The organism is Porphyromonas sp. COT-290 OH3588 (assembly GCF_000769075.1).
Taxonomy (GTDB): Bacteria; Bacteroidota; Bacteroidia; order Bacteroidales; family Porphyromonadaceae; genus Porphyromonas.
In genome coordinates this window covers 68,945-83,835 of record NZ_JRFC01000024.1, presented here as the reverse complement: position 1 = coordinate 83,835, position 14,891 = coordinate 68,945, and the positions used below count along the sequence as shown (strand labels likewise).

Sequence of the window (14,891 nt, the reverse complement as noted above, 5' to 3'; positions counted from 1 at the left end):
GGGGGATAGTATTCAAGGCTCTCCAAGCCGCTCAAACACGCAAAAAACACCGAGAAAGATACAAGAACCTTTGAGCGGTGCATTGCGCAATAGTCTCCCAATGGTTTCGTGCGAACTCTGCATGTGTTTTTATAAACCGCCTCGCTATTACCCCAAAATCTTTGCTTGGATTTTCTGTTATTTTAACATAAAAATAGAGAACGAACACACATGGTCGGTCATGTCTGCTAGGCATAACTAACTACCTTGCCCAAGGCTCGTTTCTCATGGCTTGTAGCAGGGAGATTAGCTCATCGGAGCTCTCCTAGACGGAAGTTGCTTGTTTTCTAGCAAATGGGATTAGAGGGCTATGCCGCCATGAGCTAAGAGCCAATCGGCACTCTGCTGAATAATCCGTATATTTGTGAGCAATACATCAATAAATAAGAAAAGGAGCTATATATGAAGTTCTCAGTAACCAGTGGCGAACTCAAACAACACCTACAGACCGTCTCTAAGGTGATTAACCCCAAGAGTATGACCACAGTGCCCGTCTTGGGCAATATCCTCTTCGAGCTAGAGGGTAATCTGCTTACCCTGACCGCAGCCGATATCAATAGCCGTATATCCTCACAGCTGCCAGTGCAGAACGAGGGAGGGGCAGGTTGTTTCACTGTACCCAATCAGACGCTCATTGGGGCTATCAACGAGCTCCCCGACCAGCCCATCGTCCTAGATGTAGACGAGGAGAGCTACCAAGCTAAAATACATTATAGTAATGGCCAGTTTAGCTTCCTCGCTTCATCTGCCGACACCTATCCCGCGGCCCTAGAGCTGACGAGTGACTTGCAGCAGGCAACTCTGCCTGCCAGTAGCCTGCTCTCTGGTCTAGAGGCTACCATGCTGGCCGCAAGCGCCGACGAGCGTAGGCCTATCATGACGGGGGTACTGCTCGACTTCCTAGAGGACCGCTTGGTATATGTTGCCTCGGACGGACGCATCTTGGTACGCCGTACCGACTACAAGGTCAAGACTGCCGAGGTGTCTAGCCTCTGCCTGCCTGCCAAGATCTGCCAGCTACTGGTGCGTACGCTACTGCCCAAGGAGAGTGGCGATGTACAGATAGCCTACGATGGCAAGCATATTCAGCTCAATATGGAGCAGTACACCCTGACGGCCAGACTGCTCGATGGCCGCTACCCCAACTACAACTCGGTGATACCACCCTCCAGCCCCTACCACATCGTTGTGGATAAGGACGCCTTGCTCTATGCAGCCAAGCGTGTATCGCTCTTCTCCAACAAGGCCAGTCGCCTTATCCTCTTTGAGATACAGGACGATAAGATACGCATCACGGCCAACGACCTCGATCTCTCTGCAGCAGCCGAGGAGTTTATTCTCTGCCAGAGCGATGCTGGCCAGACTCGTCTGCGTATTGCTTTCGACTTCGATATGCTACAAGTCATCTTGCAGGGGCTCAAGACCGAGCAGGTTACCATAGCCATAGCCGACCAGACCCGAGCAGGCATCATTACTCCCAATCAGGAGGAAGAGGGCGAAGAGACGCTCAGCCTCATTATCCCACTTAAACTGATTGGCGAGTAGCCCAAGACAAGCATGAAGCTCAACCTCAAAAATCCCGCAGTAGTATTTGACCTTGAGACTACTGGGGTCAGCTTGGTACACGACCGCATCATCGAGATCTCTATCCTCAAGGTACACCCAGACGGCTTGGAGGAAACCAAGACGCGTCGCATCAATCCCGGCAGACCAATCCCCCCCGAGAGTACAGCCGTGCACGGCATCACAGACGAGGACGTGCAGGACTGCCCTACTTTCGATCAAGTGGCCAAAAGCCTCTATCAGTGGATCGAGGGGTGCGATATCATCGGCTTCAACTCCATTCGGTTCGATGTGCCGATGCTAGTCGAGGAGCTACTGCGTGCAGGCGTGCAGGTAGATCTCTCTCGCCGTAAACTCATTGATGTGCAGACTATCTACCACAAGATGGAGCGCCGCAACCTAGAGGCTGCCTATCGCTTCTACTGTGGCAAGACACTCGTGGGGGCCCACTCTGCCGAGGCGGATACACGTGCCACCTACGAGGTGCTCATGGCTCAGCTAGATCGCTACCCAGAGGAGCTAACCAACGATATGGAGGCTCTGGCAGAGATCTCTCGCTATAACAACAATGTGGACTTTGCCGGTATGCTTATCTACAACGAGCAAGGCAAGGAGGTGATCAACTTCGGTAAGTATCGTGGGCGTCTGCTGGCCGATGTGCTCGCCAAAGACCCCGGCTACTACGCTTGGGTTATGGGAGCGGACTTTACGCTCGATACCAAAAATTGCTTTACACGAGCCAAGTTGGCTCTACAACTCTAGACAGAGTAGGCGTGGATAGATTGGTGCATGTGCAGCCCTGCCAGCTCTTCGTATACGAGGAGCAAGTCCAAGGTATGGAGTTGAGGGGCGCATGCTCGTACACCGCCACTTAGATATCAGTATTCGCATCATGACAATGCTACAAGGCAAACATATTGTGCTGGGCATCACGGGGAGCATCGCAGCCTACAAGGCAGCGGTGCTCACACGTCTGCTCATCAAACGAGGTGCAGAGGTGCAGATCGTCATTACCCCAGCAGGCAAAGAGTTTATTACCCCCATCACATTATCGGCCCTGACTTCCAAGCCTGTCATCAGTGAGTTCTTCTCTGGCCGAGATGGCACGTGGAATAGCCATGTGGACATAGGCCTCTGGGCAGATGCTATGCTTATTGCCCCAGCGACGGCCTCGACCATCGGCAAGATGGCACATGGAGTGGCGGATAATATGCTCCTGACTACCTACTTGTCGATGAAAGCTCCTGTTTTCGTCGCACCAGCGATGGACTTGGATATGTATGCCCATGCCTCCACGCACGACAATCTGGCTCTACTACAGAGCCGGGGTAATATCATCATCGAGCCGGGCTCTGGTTTTTTGGCCAGTCATCTGGAGGGTAAGGGACGCATGCAGGAGCCCGAGCAGATTGTAGAGGCTCTAGAGGACTACTTCGCTAGGCAAGTACCGATGGCTGGTAGGCGTGTGCTCATCACGGCAGGGCCAACCCACGAGGCGGTAGATCCCGTTCGTTTCATCGGCAATCACTCCACGGGGCGCATGGGCATCGCTCTAGCGGACGAATATGCTCGGCTAGGCGCTGAGGTAGATCTGATACTTGGCCCCACGAGCCTTAGAGCAGGCCGAGGGGTGCAGACGATACATGTGACCTCTGCTCTGGAGATGCTAGAGGCTACGCAGAGTAGGATTGACAAGGCAGACATCGCCATCTTCGCAGCCGCTGTGGCAGACTATCGCCCAGCAGAGCAACATACCGAGAAACTCAAGCGAGAGCAGAGCGATGAGATGACTCTCAGACTTGTCCGCAATCCAGATATAGCAGCCACTATGGGGCAGATTAAGCGCAAGGAGCAGACTTTCGTGTGCTTCGCTCTCGAGAGCAATAGTGGGGAGGCGGAAGCCATACGCAAGATGCAGGCCAAGGGTATGGACGCAGTAGTCCTCAACTCACTTGCCGACAGAGGGGCTGGCTTTGGGCATGCGACCAATAAGATCAGCATCTTCTCCCAGTCGGGCGAGCGCTTTGTTGGTACGCTGGTGAGCAAGGAGGAGGCAGCACGAGATATCATTCAGTTCATCAATACAAGGATCTAGGGAGATGAGATGTAGTCGTTATTGGTTTGGTTGGCTGGTCATGCTGGTAGGCCTGCTCGCTCCACGGGAGCTGCTGGCTCAGGAGCTCAGGGCGACCGTGCGTATCTCTACCGAGGCTCTAGGGGCAGTAGAGAGAAGCCAGTTTGAGGCGCTAGAGCGTCAGCTAACGGATCTGCTCAACAATCAGCGCTTCACAGGGCTCAACTATGCCCCCGCAGAGCGTATCCCATGCTCCTTTGCACTCAAAATCACCGAGGCCAAAGACAGCGATCGCTATCAAGCCGAGCTGAGCATCACGGCTAGCCGCACCGTCTATAACACCAACTATACCACTACGACCTATGTCTATCGGGACAAGGCAATAGGTTTTGAGTACACGGCAGGCCAGCCGCTTGAGTACAATCTGCAGAACCTAAACAACAACCTCGTGGCTGTTTTTGTCTTCCATGCCCTCTACATCATCGCAATGGATCTAGATAGCTTCTCCCCTCTAGGTGGCGACTACGTCAAAGACATCATAAGCCTGCTGGTCACTACGGCGAGCACTCAGCCCGACTGGAGCGGTTGGAAGTCTTTTGAGTCTGACGACAATCGAGGCTCTCTAGGGGCAGCGCTGACCACAGGTGCCGCCAATGATTTTCGGCTCATGTGGTATCGCTACCACCGCTTAGGGCTAGACATACTGGAGAGCAAGATCAGCTCGGGGCGAGCCGTGCTACTGGAGCAACTCGAGGCGCTCAAGGCTTTCCAGCGTGAGCAGTTTCGCTCCCCGCTGATCTCCTTAATGGAAACAGCCAAGGTGGACGAACTCGTCAATATCTACGAGCCAGCGCCAACCGAGGAACGCCGACAGGTACGAGAGCTCCTCTCCACTATATTCCCTACACGTACAGACTCTTGGGACAAGCTCAAGAACTAACCCAAGCGTCCCTACGCTATACTCTCTATGTTACAGAAACTCATTATTCGCAACTTCGTCCTCATTGACAGCCTTGAGATAGACTTCTATCCCGGCTTTAGCGTCATTACGGGCGAGACAGGTGCAGGCAAAAGTATTATCCTCGGGGCCATTGGTCTGCTCATGGGGCAGAGAGCCGACAGCTCTTCTATCCGCCCCGGAGCCGAGCGCTGCATGATCGAGGCGCATTTCGATGCCATGGACGAAACCGTCGGGCAGATCTTGGCAGACGAAGACATCGACTTCGATCCCAATGAGTGCATCATTCGCCGAGAGATCTCGGCCAAGGGCAAGAGCCGCTCCTTCGTCAATGATACACCAGCCTCACTAGCACTGCTCAAGCGCCTGAGCGAATATCTTATTGATATACATTCGCAACACAAGAACTTGCTCTTGGGCGATGCTCAGTTTCAGCTCTCCGTCCTTGATCTGTATGGACAAAATAAGGCCGAGCTCGAGGCGTATCAGACGCATTACCTGAGCTACAAGACCCATAGCAAGGCACTCGCAGAGGCACGTACCTCTGCCAACGAACTACTCAAAGAGCAGGACTACCTGCAGTTTCAGTACAATCAGCTAGAGGCAGCCGAGCTCCAGCCCAATGAGCTACAAGGGCTGGAGGAGGAGGAGCAACGCCTGAGCCATGCTCTTGACATCAAGACAGGGCTTTCTAGAGCATACTCTGCTCTAGAGGACGATGAGCGGGGCGCTATGCAGGCCATAGCTATAGCCCTAGATGCAGTACAGTCTATCCGCAAGTACTACCCCGAGGCAGAGGAGCTACACGAGCGACTCACCAGTGCCAAGGTCGAGCTGGGGGACCTGATGCATACGTTAGATGCAAGTATGGAAGGGATCGAGTACGATCCACAACGTCTTAATGCTATTACCGAGCGTCTAGATTTGCTCAATGGGCTTCTGCTCAAGCATGGTGTCGGCTCCACCAATGAGCTTCTCAACATCAAAGAACGTATTGCTACCGAACTAGAGGCGATTAGCTCCTCGGACGAGCGTATCGCCGAGCTAGAGGCCTCGGTAGCTAAGAGCCACGATCTGGCACTTGAGATGGCCGAACTACTACATCGAAGAAGAGAAGAGGCCGCAAGGGAGGTGGAGCAGGCACTTATCGCTGGGCTTCACGAGCTGGGTATGCCCTACGTGCGCCTCAGCATACTTGTAGAGCGAGGCGCGACGCTTACGACCACGGGGCTAGATCAAGTAACCTTCCTATTCTCCGCCAACAAGGAGATTAAGCCCGAACCCGTGGCACATATTGCCTCTGGTGGCGAGATCTCTCGTCTGATGCTCTGCATCAAGGCTCTGATAGCCGATAGGCGTAGTCTGCCGACGATTATTTTTGATGAGATTGATACGGGGGTTTCTGGCGATATTGCCGACCGTATCGGAGCGATATTGCAGAGTATGGGCCGCAGCATGCAGGTCATGGCGGTGACGCATCTGCCTCAAATCGCAGCCTCGGGTACTCAGCACTATTTTATCTACAAGGATCACCAGACAGACGTCACACGCAGCCATATTCGCTTACTTGCTCTAGCGGATCGTATCGACGAGATCGCACGTATGCAGAGTGGCAACAACCTCAACGACATTACCCGTGCAGCTGCGGCAGCACTGCTAAAGCAAGCACAAGAGCGAACGAATAAATGAAACAGAATAAATTAATCTTTGGTCTTCATCCTCTACTCGAGGCTCTAGAGGCTGGTCGAGAGATCGACAAAATCTTCATCAAGCGTGGCCTCAAGACTGAGGAAACCCAGCGCATTACCTCCATTGCTCGTGAGCGCACTATCCCAGTGCAGATTGTCCCAGTGGAGAAACTCGATCGTATTACCCAGCGCAATCATCAGGGGGTACTGGCTTTCTTGGCCGAGATCGAGTACACCTCTCTAGAGGCACTTATCCCTATGATCTATGAGGAGGGACGTGTACCATTCTTTGTCCTGCTAGATGGAGTCACTGATGTGCGCAACTTCGGGGCTATCGCACGTTCGGCCGAGTGCGCTGGTGTCGATGCGATCATCATACCCGAGCGAGGGAGCGTTAGCGTCACGGGAGATGCCGTCAAGACCTCTGCGGGAGCGCTACATCGTTTGCCCGTATGTCGTGTTAGCTCTATCCCCTCGGCTATTCGGTTACTCAAGGATAGCGGTATCAAGGTCGTAACGGCATCGGAAAAGGCTTCTACACTCTATACTCAAGAGGCACTGACTCCACCCATTGCTATTGTGATGGGTAGTGAGGAACATGGAGCGAGCGACGAGACGATTCGCCTATCGGATAGCTTAGTACGTATCCCACAGGTTGGCGTAATCGGTTCGCTCAATGTGTCTGTGGCGGCAGGTATTATTATCTACGAGGCCTTGCGCCAAGAGTCGCTAGGCTACGAGGGGTAGGCTTTGAGCGCTTGTGCTAGAAGGACGGTTTCTTAGGGGTTAATTTGCAATGTTGTTTGCAACATTTACTCCAGACTCAGCTCGTCATTGGCTTGAGCCCATAGATTGAGTTTCTTCTAACGCCATTTTTTCAAAAAGGAAAAGCATCGTGTCGCACCTTATACTGGGTGCGAATGCACTCAATAATAGGTGCTTTTGCACCCACTATAGGGTGCTTCGACAAGGTTTTAACCTTGATCTTGCAACAAATCTAGAATCAAAACAAAGAGAAGGGGCTGTGGCAAAAACGAATTTGTCCACAGCCCCATAGTCTTTAGGCTCTCGCTACTTGTCGTATGGTACAACGAGTTTGAAGCCCTGCCCACGTAGTGTAACTAGTCCTTTGGCTGGCACTACCTCTTCTACGATGAGATCATATTCGCCCGAGGGGAACTTAGAGTCATCAACGTTGATGAAGGTAATCTTCGACTTCTCTATTTTGCGTCCTTTCTCTGGTGATTTTAGAGGCACCATCAGAATACGTGTCTGATCTCGGCTCATACGTGGTGAAGCTGATATCCAAATCATCTTGCCCGGTCTGTAGGCATGTAGCAAAGTGCTGAAGTATGGTCTGAGTGTCTTGCTCGTTGTGGCATAGAAGCCAATCTGATCGGATACATTATTGTCTGCTTTGACGATGATCTTGAGTTCCTTGGCAGGCTTATTATCTTGTGAGCGGAAGATAAGCTTAGCCTCTCCCTCGTGGTTAGCTCTTAGTTTGAGCTTGCTAGTCTTGGCGTCCCACTCGTACGTAATAGCCATCTCTGGGTTCTCGGCCTCTACGATAGCATCGTCACCACCTCCGATGACCTTGATATCTTGTCTTTCCTGACTAGGATAGAGCGTTACCTCAGTGTCGGTAAGGCTGATCTCGGCTCGCTCTACCTTAACGGTTAAGGTCTTTTGTTTGTCATGTGAGCGGAGTAGTACTACCGTTTCTCCATAGGCAAGCCCTTTGAGTTTGAGGTATCCGCCATCAATCTTGGCCTCTAGAATTTTAGAATCCTTGACCGTAGCCGAGAACTTACCATTACCTCCAGAGAGGAGAATGTCACGATGCGTCCCCTTGTCCAAGACAACTTCCTTGAGGTCGCTATCTCCAATCTTAATTTCTGCGACTTGCTCTACTGGTGCGTCCTTTTCTTTGCATGAGGAAACTCCTAGGCTTAGTAGGGCTAGAGCTAAAAATATACGTTTCATATTGTATCTTGTCTATTGCTTATGTTAGATGATTTCTAGAATGTAGGTGAGCTCCCAGATCTGTGAGGGGGCCTCTTCGATTCTGATCTTGAGCTCTTGGTTCTCACCCTTGTGTGGGAAGGTAAGCTTGTACCCCTCTGGCTTTACCTCCCTACCATTGATCCAGTACGTGAACTTAGCCTCCTTGGCTCGATGTAGGTCGGAGTAGAAGAGATTGATCGTCTGGCTTGCTGTACCTGCAGAGTTGAGTGTGCGCAGATAGGGCAGGCGTGTTTCGTCGTCTTCATTCTTAAGAATTAGGCTGGTAGAGGTTTTAATCTCCTTGTAGGCAGACTTATGCTGTCCCTTCACAGAGCAGACCTTGATCGTGTAGTCCTTGCGAGGTTCTAGGCCTGTTAGAATATAGTTTGGCTGGCTCACAGGGAATGTTTGGTCGCCTACTACGACCTCCCATGTTACTTGCTTGTCGGTATCTGCCTGCCAAGAGAGTTCGATCTCGCGTTCAAAAGCGGCAGTATTGATCACCGCAGGAGCCTCTAGCTTAACCTCTGGTTCGGGTGCACCCTCAATGAGTTCAAAGTCGTCGAGGTAGATGACCTTATCGGAGTTGAAAACGAAAGGCATTTCAAGCGAAACCTCGAAGAAAGCAATCTCTTGATCTTGCATGTCGGCCTTGCGATCCGCATTGTCAATACGTATCGCTACAGTCTTCTTCGCCCAGTCTTGTTGAGTCAGAACCTTGGAGCCAGCAATCGTCTTCTCGAGAATAGGCGAGTACTTATCCTTGGCGCTGTAGGCACGTATTGTTACTTCTAGGGCATCAACATTAAGACTGCCTCGATGCCAATAGCTCAGAGTAAAGACATCTCCACTCTTGGCTGGATAACGCTGTAGCAAATCCCAATCGGCGTCATATATAGATAGAGCTCCCTTAGCTGTAGGGAAGAGCTTCAAGCTATTTGCGCCTGAGTGAGGCTTCTCTGTGTTGAAGTTGAAGTTGGTAATCGGCTGCCCATTAAATGACCAGCGGTCGTAGATTGGTTCACCACGATACTCATCTTTTATCTCAAATCCGGGGTTGTACCACAGATTCTGTTTGTCTGCTTGACCCCAAAGAGATTTAGGAGCCAATAGCCCTGCGAGAGCCAGAGCCAAAGCAATTTTTTTCATTGATCTAGTTTTTAGTTGATAGTTGTAAGAGATTTATCTTGTATTAAGTCTAGTCTTGATCATTTGGACAATTCTATGTAAGTCGCCCATTTCAGTGCCATCACCTCTAAGACGTTTATAGTCCCACAGTCCCTTGTTCCCCATTAGCAGAGCCTGCAGCTCCTTGACTTCTTGATAGGTAAAGTAAGGTTTGCCCTCGGGAGAGCGCAAGAACTGCAAGGCGTAGATCATACCGTATGCCTGCGAGAGCATTGAGAAAGCTAATGTGGGCGTTTCGCCGAGGTTGGCAAGTGTATTCCCCCCAACCAGAAGATACTCAAGACGGGTAAGCCAAACGTGCTTGAGCTCTTGGCGAATCGTCTGTACATGCCGTGGAAGCATATCATAAAGATGGTAGTTGATGTCGATACGCCCCAGCGTAAATGCCAAATCCAAGCGACGAGCCGTACCACGCAGGGCTTGTATGCCATCGCTAAGAGCAAGCGCACGCAATCCCTGTAGATAGTAACCATAAGCCAGATCCCAGTGATGCTCTAGAGCGGTGTAGTTATTCCCTTTAATGAGAACTTGATTCTCGTGGTCACGCTCCAGTTCTCGGCTCTGTACGACACGGTCATCGAGATGTACGTTGAGTATTTGGTCTAGGTTGATTGCCCCTAGTATAGCACTAGCGAAAACACGAGCTACCACAAGCCCACGTTCATCAACGAAAACAAGCTTGCCTCCGAGAGCCCCATCGACGAAGCCCGAGATCATGGGTGCGGCCTCTCGCCTGCGGTGTTGGGAGGGGTTGGGTGCACCAAGGCCCGATAACTTGGCCGAGATCTCGATCAGAGCGTTCAAATCGGCGAGTATTTGATCCCTATGCTCTTGGTGCATCTGTGATTGTGCGATATAAGTCTTAGGAGCGTAGCCATAGAGGCCGAGGTCAAACATTTGCTGAGCTGTATTCATCAGCTCCTGATTGCGGATTTGAGCTTGATCAATGAAGCGCTCATGTAGCTCATTGAGTGTGCTACGTAGCAAATCTGGCTCTTGCGTGTCTACACTACTCTCTTGGTTGCGTGTAAACCTATACTTGGGGTCTTGATCTGGCAGTAACAATTCGCCCGTTTCCACCGTTTGTAGTGGTGAGGGTTGGCAAGCCATCAGTGTAGTACCTAGAGCAAGGCTCATAAGTAGCTTTCTGTGTAGTTGATATGCAAAATACATAGTCATCCGTCTTGGGTTAGGGTAGAATGATGTACTCACAGTAGGGAGCAGGGATTGGGTTGGGACCCTCCTTATTCTGTGACTGCTCCATTGAGAGTTTGGGGACAGCGACTAGTCCGTCCACCGATCGAGCAGTGATACTCGCTCTGATGGTCGATCCGCGAGGAGCCACACCATTGACACTTAGATAGAGAGGGTAGCCCGATTGCACTGTAAAAGTCTTGACAAACTCTTCGTTAGCTACTAGAGTTTCTGAGGCTACGTCGTCCTTAGGGATAGAGCTAGCTGTCACAAGTCGCTTGTCGGCACTGATGTAGCGTAACACGTAGCTTGCGCTTGACCTCTTGTCTGTCAGGGTAAAGAGAGCCTTGATCGTGACCTCATACTCTCTTGCATCTTCGGCAATCTCAACGCCTGGATACTTGTAGGCATGTAGAGCCATGCTAGGGTCACAGGGCATCACCGTCATATCTTCAAAAGAAGTGTGGGGCTTGCTGATGCCCGTGAAGGGGAAAAGCCTGTTGTAGTCCTCGTCTTCCTCTAGTAGAGGTTTCTCTCTACAAGAGCTTAGTAGAGGCAGTGAGGCAATACTCACAAGAGCCATGATATATCTGAGGTAATTCATCAATTTTCAATCTCTAAGTTTACGGGAGTGGAGTATCTATGATCTCGGCAGTGTAGTTCGTTGGCTCTCCGTCGGGGAAGAGATGTTTGCTTACAAGCCGAAACTTCATCAACTGAGGGTCGTAGACAGACACAAGCTCGGCAACGAACTTATTGCCTTGACGCTCAAAGTCGCAGAACGTAGTCTTATCATCGTAGCTAAAACCGGGTCTGAAAGATAGCCCTGTTTCTGTGCCCACATAGCCAGAACCAATAGCGTTATATCCTTTGAATACATGAGAATACTTATCTATATCGGCAACGAATATGTGGTAACGACGTCTGTTACGCTCTTGCTCACGAGTTGTATCGCCATGTGGATGCCTAAGTGAAACATCACTATGGAAGAAAGCACGCCCACCTCTCCTAATCAAGATCTGGGGATTAGCCATCGCCTCGAAAAACTTACGATTGTTTCGGGCAAGGATAGCTGACTGTTGCCAGCTTTTTTCGTCGGGCAGAGGGGATAGAAGAATGTACGGCCGGTTACTACTCTCTGCTCCACCAGTGGTCAGAATCATATTACCTAGGTAGTCCGTGTAGCGATAGACAAAGTCCGACACCCCATAGAGCTCTGAGGTCACAAGGTCATGTATCGGTAGATAGGTCGTGAAGCTTAGTTGCAGGCTGCTGCCTAGGCTGAGACTATACTCACCTACCAAGGGCTGCGCCTCGGTTGGAGTATCTAGATCAACCTTGAGTTCTAGTTTATTGTCTAGCTTAAACTTGACCAACATGGTATAGCCTCCGTAGCCATATTTGTTGGGTTCGATATCCGTCCAGCCTAGACGTAGTGTAGTGTTGCGAAAAAGCAATGAGTCGATACGTGGGAAGTAAGTCAGCTTCCAGCCGTGTGGAGCGGAAGTGAGCGTACGGTGGAAGCTCTCTAGATGTGTCTGAGTCCTCTCGGAGGGGGACTGATGGAAGACAGCCTCCTCTCGACAGCTAGGAATGAGAAAAACCAAAGCAAGTATGGTCAAAAGTATTTTATACATAACTGGGGTATACGATTTACTTAGACTGATGCTGCGTGTAGTAGGCATTCAGCTGCTTGAGGCTAAGTAGCTGCAGACGGCTAAGACTAATGCCCACCTGCTGCTTGAAGTAACGCTCTACGAAGGCACGCTTCTCCTTAATTAGGCGCAGAGCCTCTTGAGCCTCCTCATTGGCGCCCGGCTGGTCGGAGATAGGTCTAGCGGCAATCTCCTCCACTCGCTTGAGCTCTACGGCCGAGTGGAGCAAGAAGACACTAATAAGCTCGGCAAACTCATCCTCGGGCGAAGCCATCGAGTAGAGCGTGTAGAAACCTCGTCTATGGGCATACTCGCTCATCCCCACACGGCGGTAGATCTCTCTAGGCGAGGGAGGCAGAGCCAAAGAGCCATAAGCCTTGGCTCCGATGGCTAGGAAGGCGTCTCGGTCGTAAGGAATGTGCTCAATCAGACGTCTAGCGAATTGATGATGTACGCTACGCATGAGACGATAGACCGACTTGCGGTCCGTAGGGTCGAAAGTGTTCGTATCGAAGATGAATAGCTCATTGCTCGCAGTCTGAGGATACCACAGACGCATGAGTACGCCTGTAGCATCTAGCTCGTGACCACCGAGCAGAGTGATGCGAATAAGCCCCTTGCCTAGCAGAAAGTCCTTACCACCAGCTCGCTCGAGGCGATAGAGCTCGAGGCAGAGTTGCTTGACGGCCTCGAGCACTAGCTGTACACGATCCGTTTTAGGCGGAATGGCGATGCTACCCGAGGGGAGATTCTCTTTTTGCCAGCGGTAATGTACTTGGAGGTTGTAGGGCGAGAACTCACGAGTGATCCAAGCGTCTAGTTCCGTCTGAGCAGGTGTGCGCAAGTAGCTCTCCACTACGCTCTCCTCCGATAGCTTTTCCCTACTGCAAGAGCATGGTAAGAGTATAGCAAGGCTGACCAAGCTAGATGACCACAGTCTATATAGTGACTTCATAATTATATAGGCTTCTTTGCTTAATGACTAATTGATGGCCTCATTGCGAGGATTAGGAGCTAGGCCTCTGCGGATAGCTTCTGCAGGGAGCTGTAGCACCTTGCGATAGTCGTCACGCTCGAGAGGACGATAGAGCGAGTGCCTGCTGTTGCGTTTGACAGCTATATGGAAGCGCCTGATGTCGAACCAGCGTAGCGCCTCGTGTAGGAATTCCTTCTGGCGGAAATCAAGAACGATGCGTAGTAGACCTAGCTGTTTGCGAGATATGCCATAGAAAGGGGTGATCTCGCCATACATACCCTCTTGAGAGTTGGTATAAGCCTCTCGGGAGCAAGGAGGTGTCATGTGATATTTGGTCTGCATCAGAGTCAGTACGTCGTCGATAGCTAAATCATATTGACCAAGCATTGTGTAGGCCTCGATGCGATTGAGTAGTACTTCGTCCGTAGTGAGCAAGATGTTCGTCACATAGAGATCTCTAGGGCGAGTGCCAGTACTGCCGAAAAGAGCTAGCTCATTGAACTTAGCGGTATAAACACCCTCCTTGACAGGTGCTGGAGACCCCTCGAAAACGTATGCCAGAGCTAAATTCATCTTCTCGTAGTCGGTACAGCCTAGGATACCCCTACCGTTGTAGATCGTCTTCATTTCCGTGAGGGTCGTACCGTAGATCTGCGTCCGTAGATCTCTGGCCCATCTAGACTCCGTGGTGGTGAGGAGCAGGTTACTAGGTTCGCTTGTGGCGTTGTAGCGTCTGTGTAGAGATGTGCGGTTGAACCGGAAGTCCTTCTCGTACGAGGTCCAATCTCTAATCACGGTCTTGGGCGTAGCTCCGAGTACATAGTTGGCATAGGCTACGACCTGCTGCCAGTCACCCTTGACCAAATAAAAGCGGGAGGCGAAGGCATAGGCAGCCTTTTTGTTGAAGTGATACTTGGGTTTCTTATAATAAGTATCATTGACTAGACTGATCCCAAGCCGCAGATCCGCCTCGATCTGTCGGTAGACTTCGGCTACCGTTCCTCGATCGTAGTTCACTAGAGCGTGCTTCTCTGGATGCTTGATGTAGGGGATACCTAGATCCTGCTCCGAAGCAGCTCCACGATACGGCTCTGCCCAGATGTTGACGAGCATGAAGTGCAAGTATGCTCTCAGCAGGAATGCCTCGGCATACAGAGCTTTGATGCGCTCGGTTTTGGGGTACCCTTTGAGAAGCTCCAAGGCTTTGTTGGCCTGGGCGATACCTCGGTAGCAAGCATTCCAGTACGCCAGTGGCGTATCTAAATCCTCTTGGTCATAGTCCTCCCAGAAGTACATTGCCTCGTTGAGCTGATAGTGCTCGCCGTAGGTGCGCTCGCCTACGTTGTCGGTACGTGCTTCCAAGAAAGGGAAATAGCTTGCATCGGGATAAGCTCCCGTCAGTAGCTCCGCTATTTTATCCTCGTTATCGATAGGCACATCGAAGGAGGAGTCGGGCGTTACATCTAGATACTTGCCACACGAGCCGAGGAGCATCATTAAGGCAAGTAGCAACGTTTGGCATCTATACTTGGTCATCATCGTTGATTTG

13 protein-coding genes are annotated in these 14,891 nt (G+C 51.1%); 6 read left to right on the top strand and 7 right to left on the bottom strand.

What is annotated here, in order from left to right:
- Window positions 1-441: 441 nt before the first annotated feature.
- From dnaN to rlmB, 6 genes are all read left to right on the top strand, one after another.
- Window positions 442-1,584, top strand: a complete 1,143-nt coding sequence (dnaN, locus tag HQ48_RS06560; protein ID WP_044232550.1) for a DNA polymerase III subunit beta — start codon at window positions 442-444, stop codon at window positions 1,582-1,584.
- A 12-nt stretch (window positions 1,585-1,596) separates the two neighbouring features.
- Window positions 1,597-2,364 carry a 3'-5' exonuclease gene (locus HQ48_RS06555; RefSeq protein ID WP_044232548.1) on the top strand — a complete coding sequence of 256 codons (768 nt, stop codon included), beginning with the start codon at window positions 1,597-1,599 and terminating at the stop codon, window positions 2,362-2,364.
- A 136-nt stretch (window positions 2,365-2,500) separates the two neighbouring features.
- Window positions 2,501-3,697 (top strand): bifunctional phosphopantothenoylcysteine decarboxylase/phosphopantothenate--cysteine ligase CoaBC, encoded by a 1,197-nt coding sequence (coaBC, locus tag HQ48_RS06550; RefSeq protein ID WP_044232579.1) that lies wholly within the window; start codon window positions 2,501-2,503, stop codon window positions 3,695-3,697.
- A 4-nt stretch (window positions 3,698-3,701) separates the two neighbouring features.
- Window positions 3,702-4,616 (top strand): DUF4835 family protein, encoded by a 915-nt coding sequence (locus tag HQ48_RS06545; RefSeq protein WP_044232546.1) that lies wholly within the window; start codon window positions 3,702-3,704, stop codon window positions 4,614-4,616.
- A gap of 27 nt (window positions 4,617-4,643) precedes the next feature.
- Window positions 4,644-6,323, top strand: a complete 1,680-nt coding sequence (gene recN / locus HQ48_RS06540; protein WP_044232544.1) for a DNA repair protein RecN — start codon at window positions 4,644-4,646, stop codon at window positions 6,321-6,323.
- Window positions 6,320-7,069, top strand: a complete 750-nt coding sequence (rlmB, locus tag HQ48_RS06535; RefSeq protein WP_044232543.1) for a 23S rRNA (guanosine(2251)-2'-O)-methyltransferase RlmB — start codon at window positions 6,320-6,322, stop codon at window positions 7,067-7,069. Before recN ends, rlmB begins: the two co-directional genes overlap by 4 nt.
- A 324-nt stretch (window positions 7,070-7,393) precedes the next feature.
- On the opposite strand, the gene HQ48_RS06530 is transcribed toward rlmB, so the two are convergent.
- Genes HQ48_RS06530 through HQ48_RS06500 form a run of 7 tightly spaced genes read right to left on the bottom strand, consistent with a single transcriptional unit; the run spans window position 7,394 to window position 14,878 of the window.
- Window positions 7,394-8,308: a hypothetical protein gene (locus HQ48_RS06530; protein WP_044232541.1), complete on the bottom strand. Its 915-nt coding sequence runs from the start codon at window positions 8,306-8,308 to the stop codon at window positions 7,394-7,396.
- Between the two features lie 24 nt (window positions 8,309-8,332).
- The gene (locus HQ48_RS09060) at window positions 8,333-9,478 is read right to left on the bottom strand and encodes a fibronectin type III domain-containing protein (RefSeq protein ID WP_052409005.1); all 1,146 of its coding nucleotides are present in this window, start codon (window positions 9,476-9,478) and stop codon (window positions 8,333-8,335) included.
- A gap of 33 nt (window positions 9,479-9,511) precedes the next feature.
- The gene (locus HQ48_RS06520; RefSeq protein ID WP_052409004.1) at window positions 9,512-10,654 is read right to left on the bottom strand and encodes a DUF4856 domain-containing protein; all 1,143 of its coding nucleotides are present in this window, start codon (window positions 10,652-10,654) and stop codon (window positions 9,512-9,514) included.
- Between the two features lie 52 nt (window positions 10,655-10,706).
- Window positions 10,707-11,315, bottom strand: a complete 609-nt coding sequence (locus tag HQ48_RS06515; RefSeq protein ID WP_052409003.1) for a hypothetical protein — start codon at window positions 11,313-11,315, stop codon at window positions 10,707-10,709.
- A gap of 19 nt (window positions 11,316-11,334) precedes the next feature.
- Window positions 11,335-12,348 carry a DUF4302 domain-containing protein gene (locus HQ48_RS06510; protein WP_044232538.1) on the bottom strand — a complete coding sequence of 338 codons (1,014 nt, stop codon included), beginning with the start codon at window positions 12,346-12,348 and terminating at the stop codon, window positions 11,335-11,337.
- A gap of 16 nt (window positions 12,349-12,364) precedes the next feature.
- Window positions 12,365-13,321, bottom strand: a complete 957-nt coding sequence (locus HQ48_RS06505) for a putative zinc-binding metallopeptidase (protein ID WP_044232535.1) — start codon at window positions 13,319-13,321, stop codon at window positions 12,365-12,367.
- Between the two features lie 27 nt (window positions 13,322-13,348).
- On the bottom strand, window positions 13,349-14,878 hold the full coding sequence (locus HQ48_RS06500; RefSeq protein WP_044232567.1) for a RagB/SusD family nutrient uptake outer membrane protein: 1,530 nt from the start codon (window positions 14,876-14,878) through the stop codon (window positions 13,349-13,351).
- Window positions 14,879-14,891 lie beyond the last annotated feature (13 nt).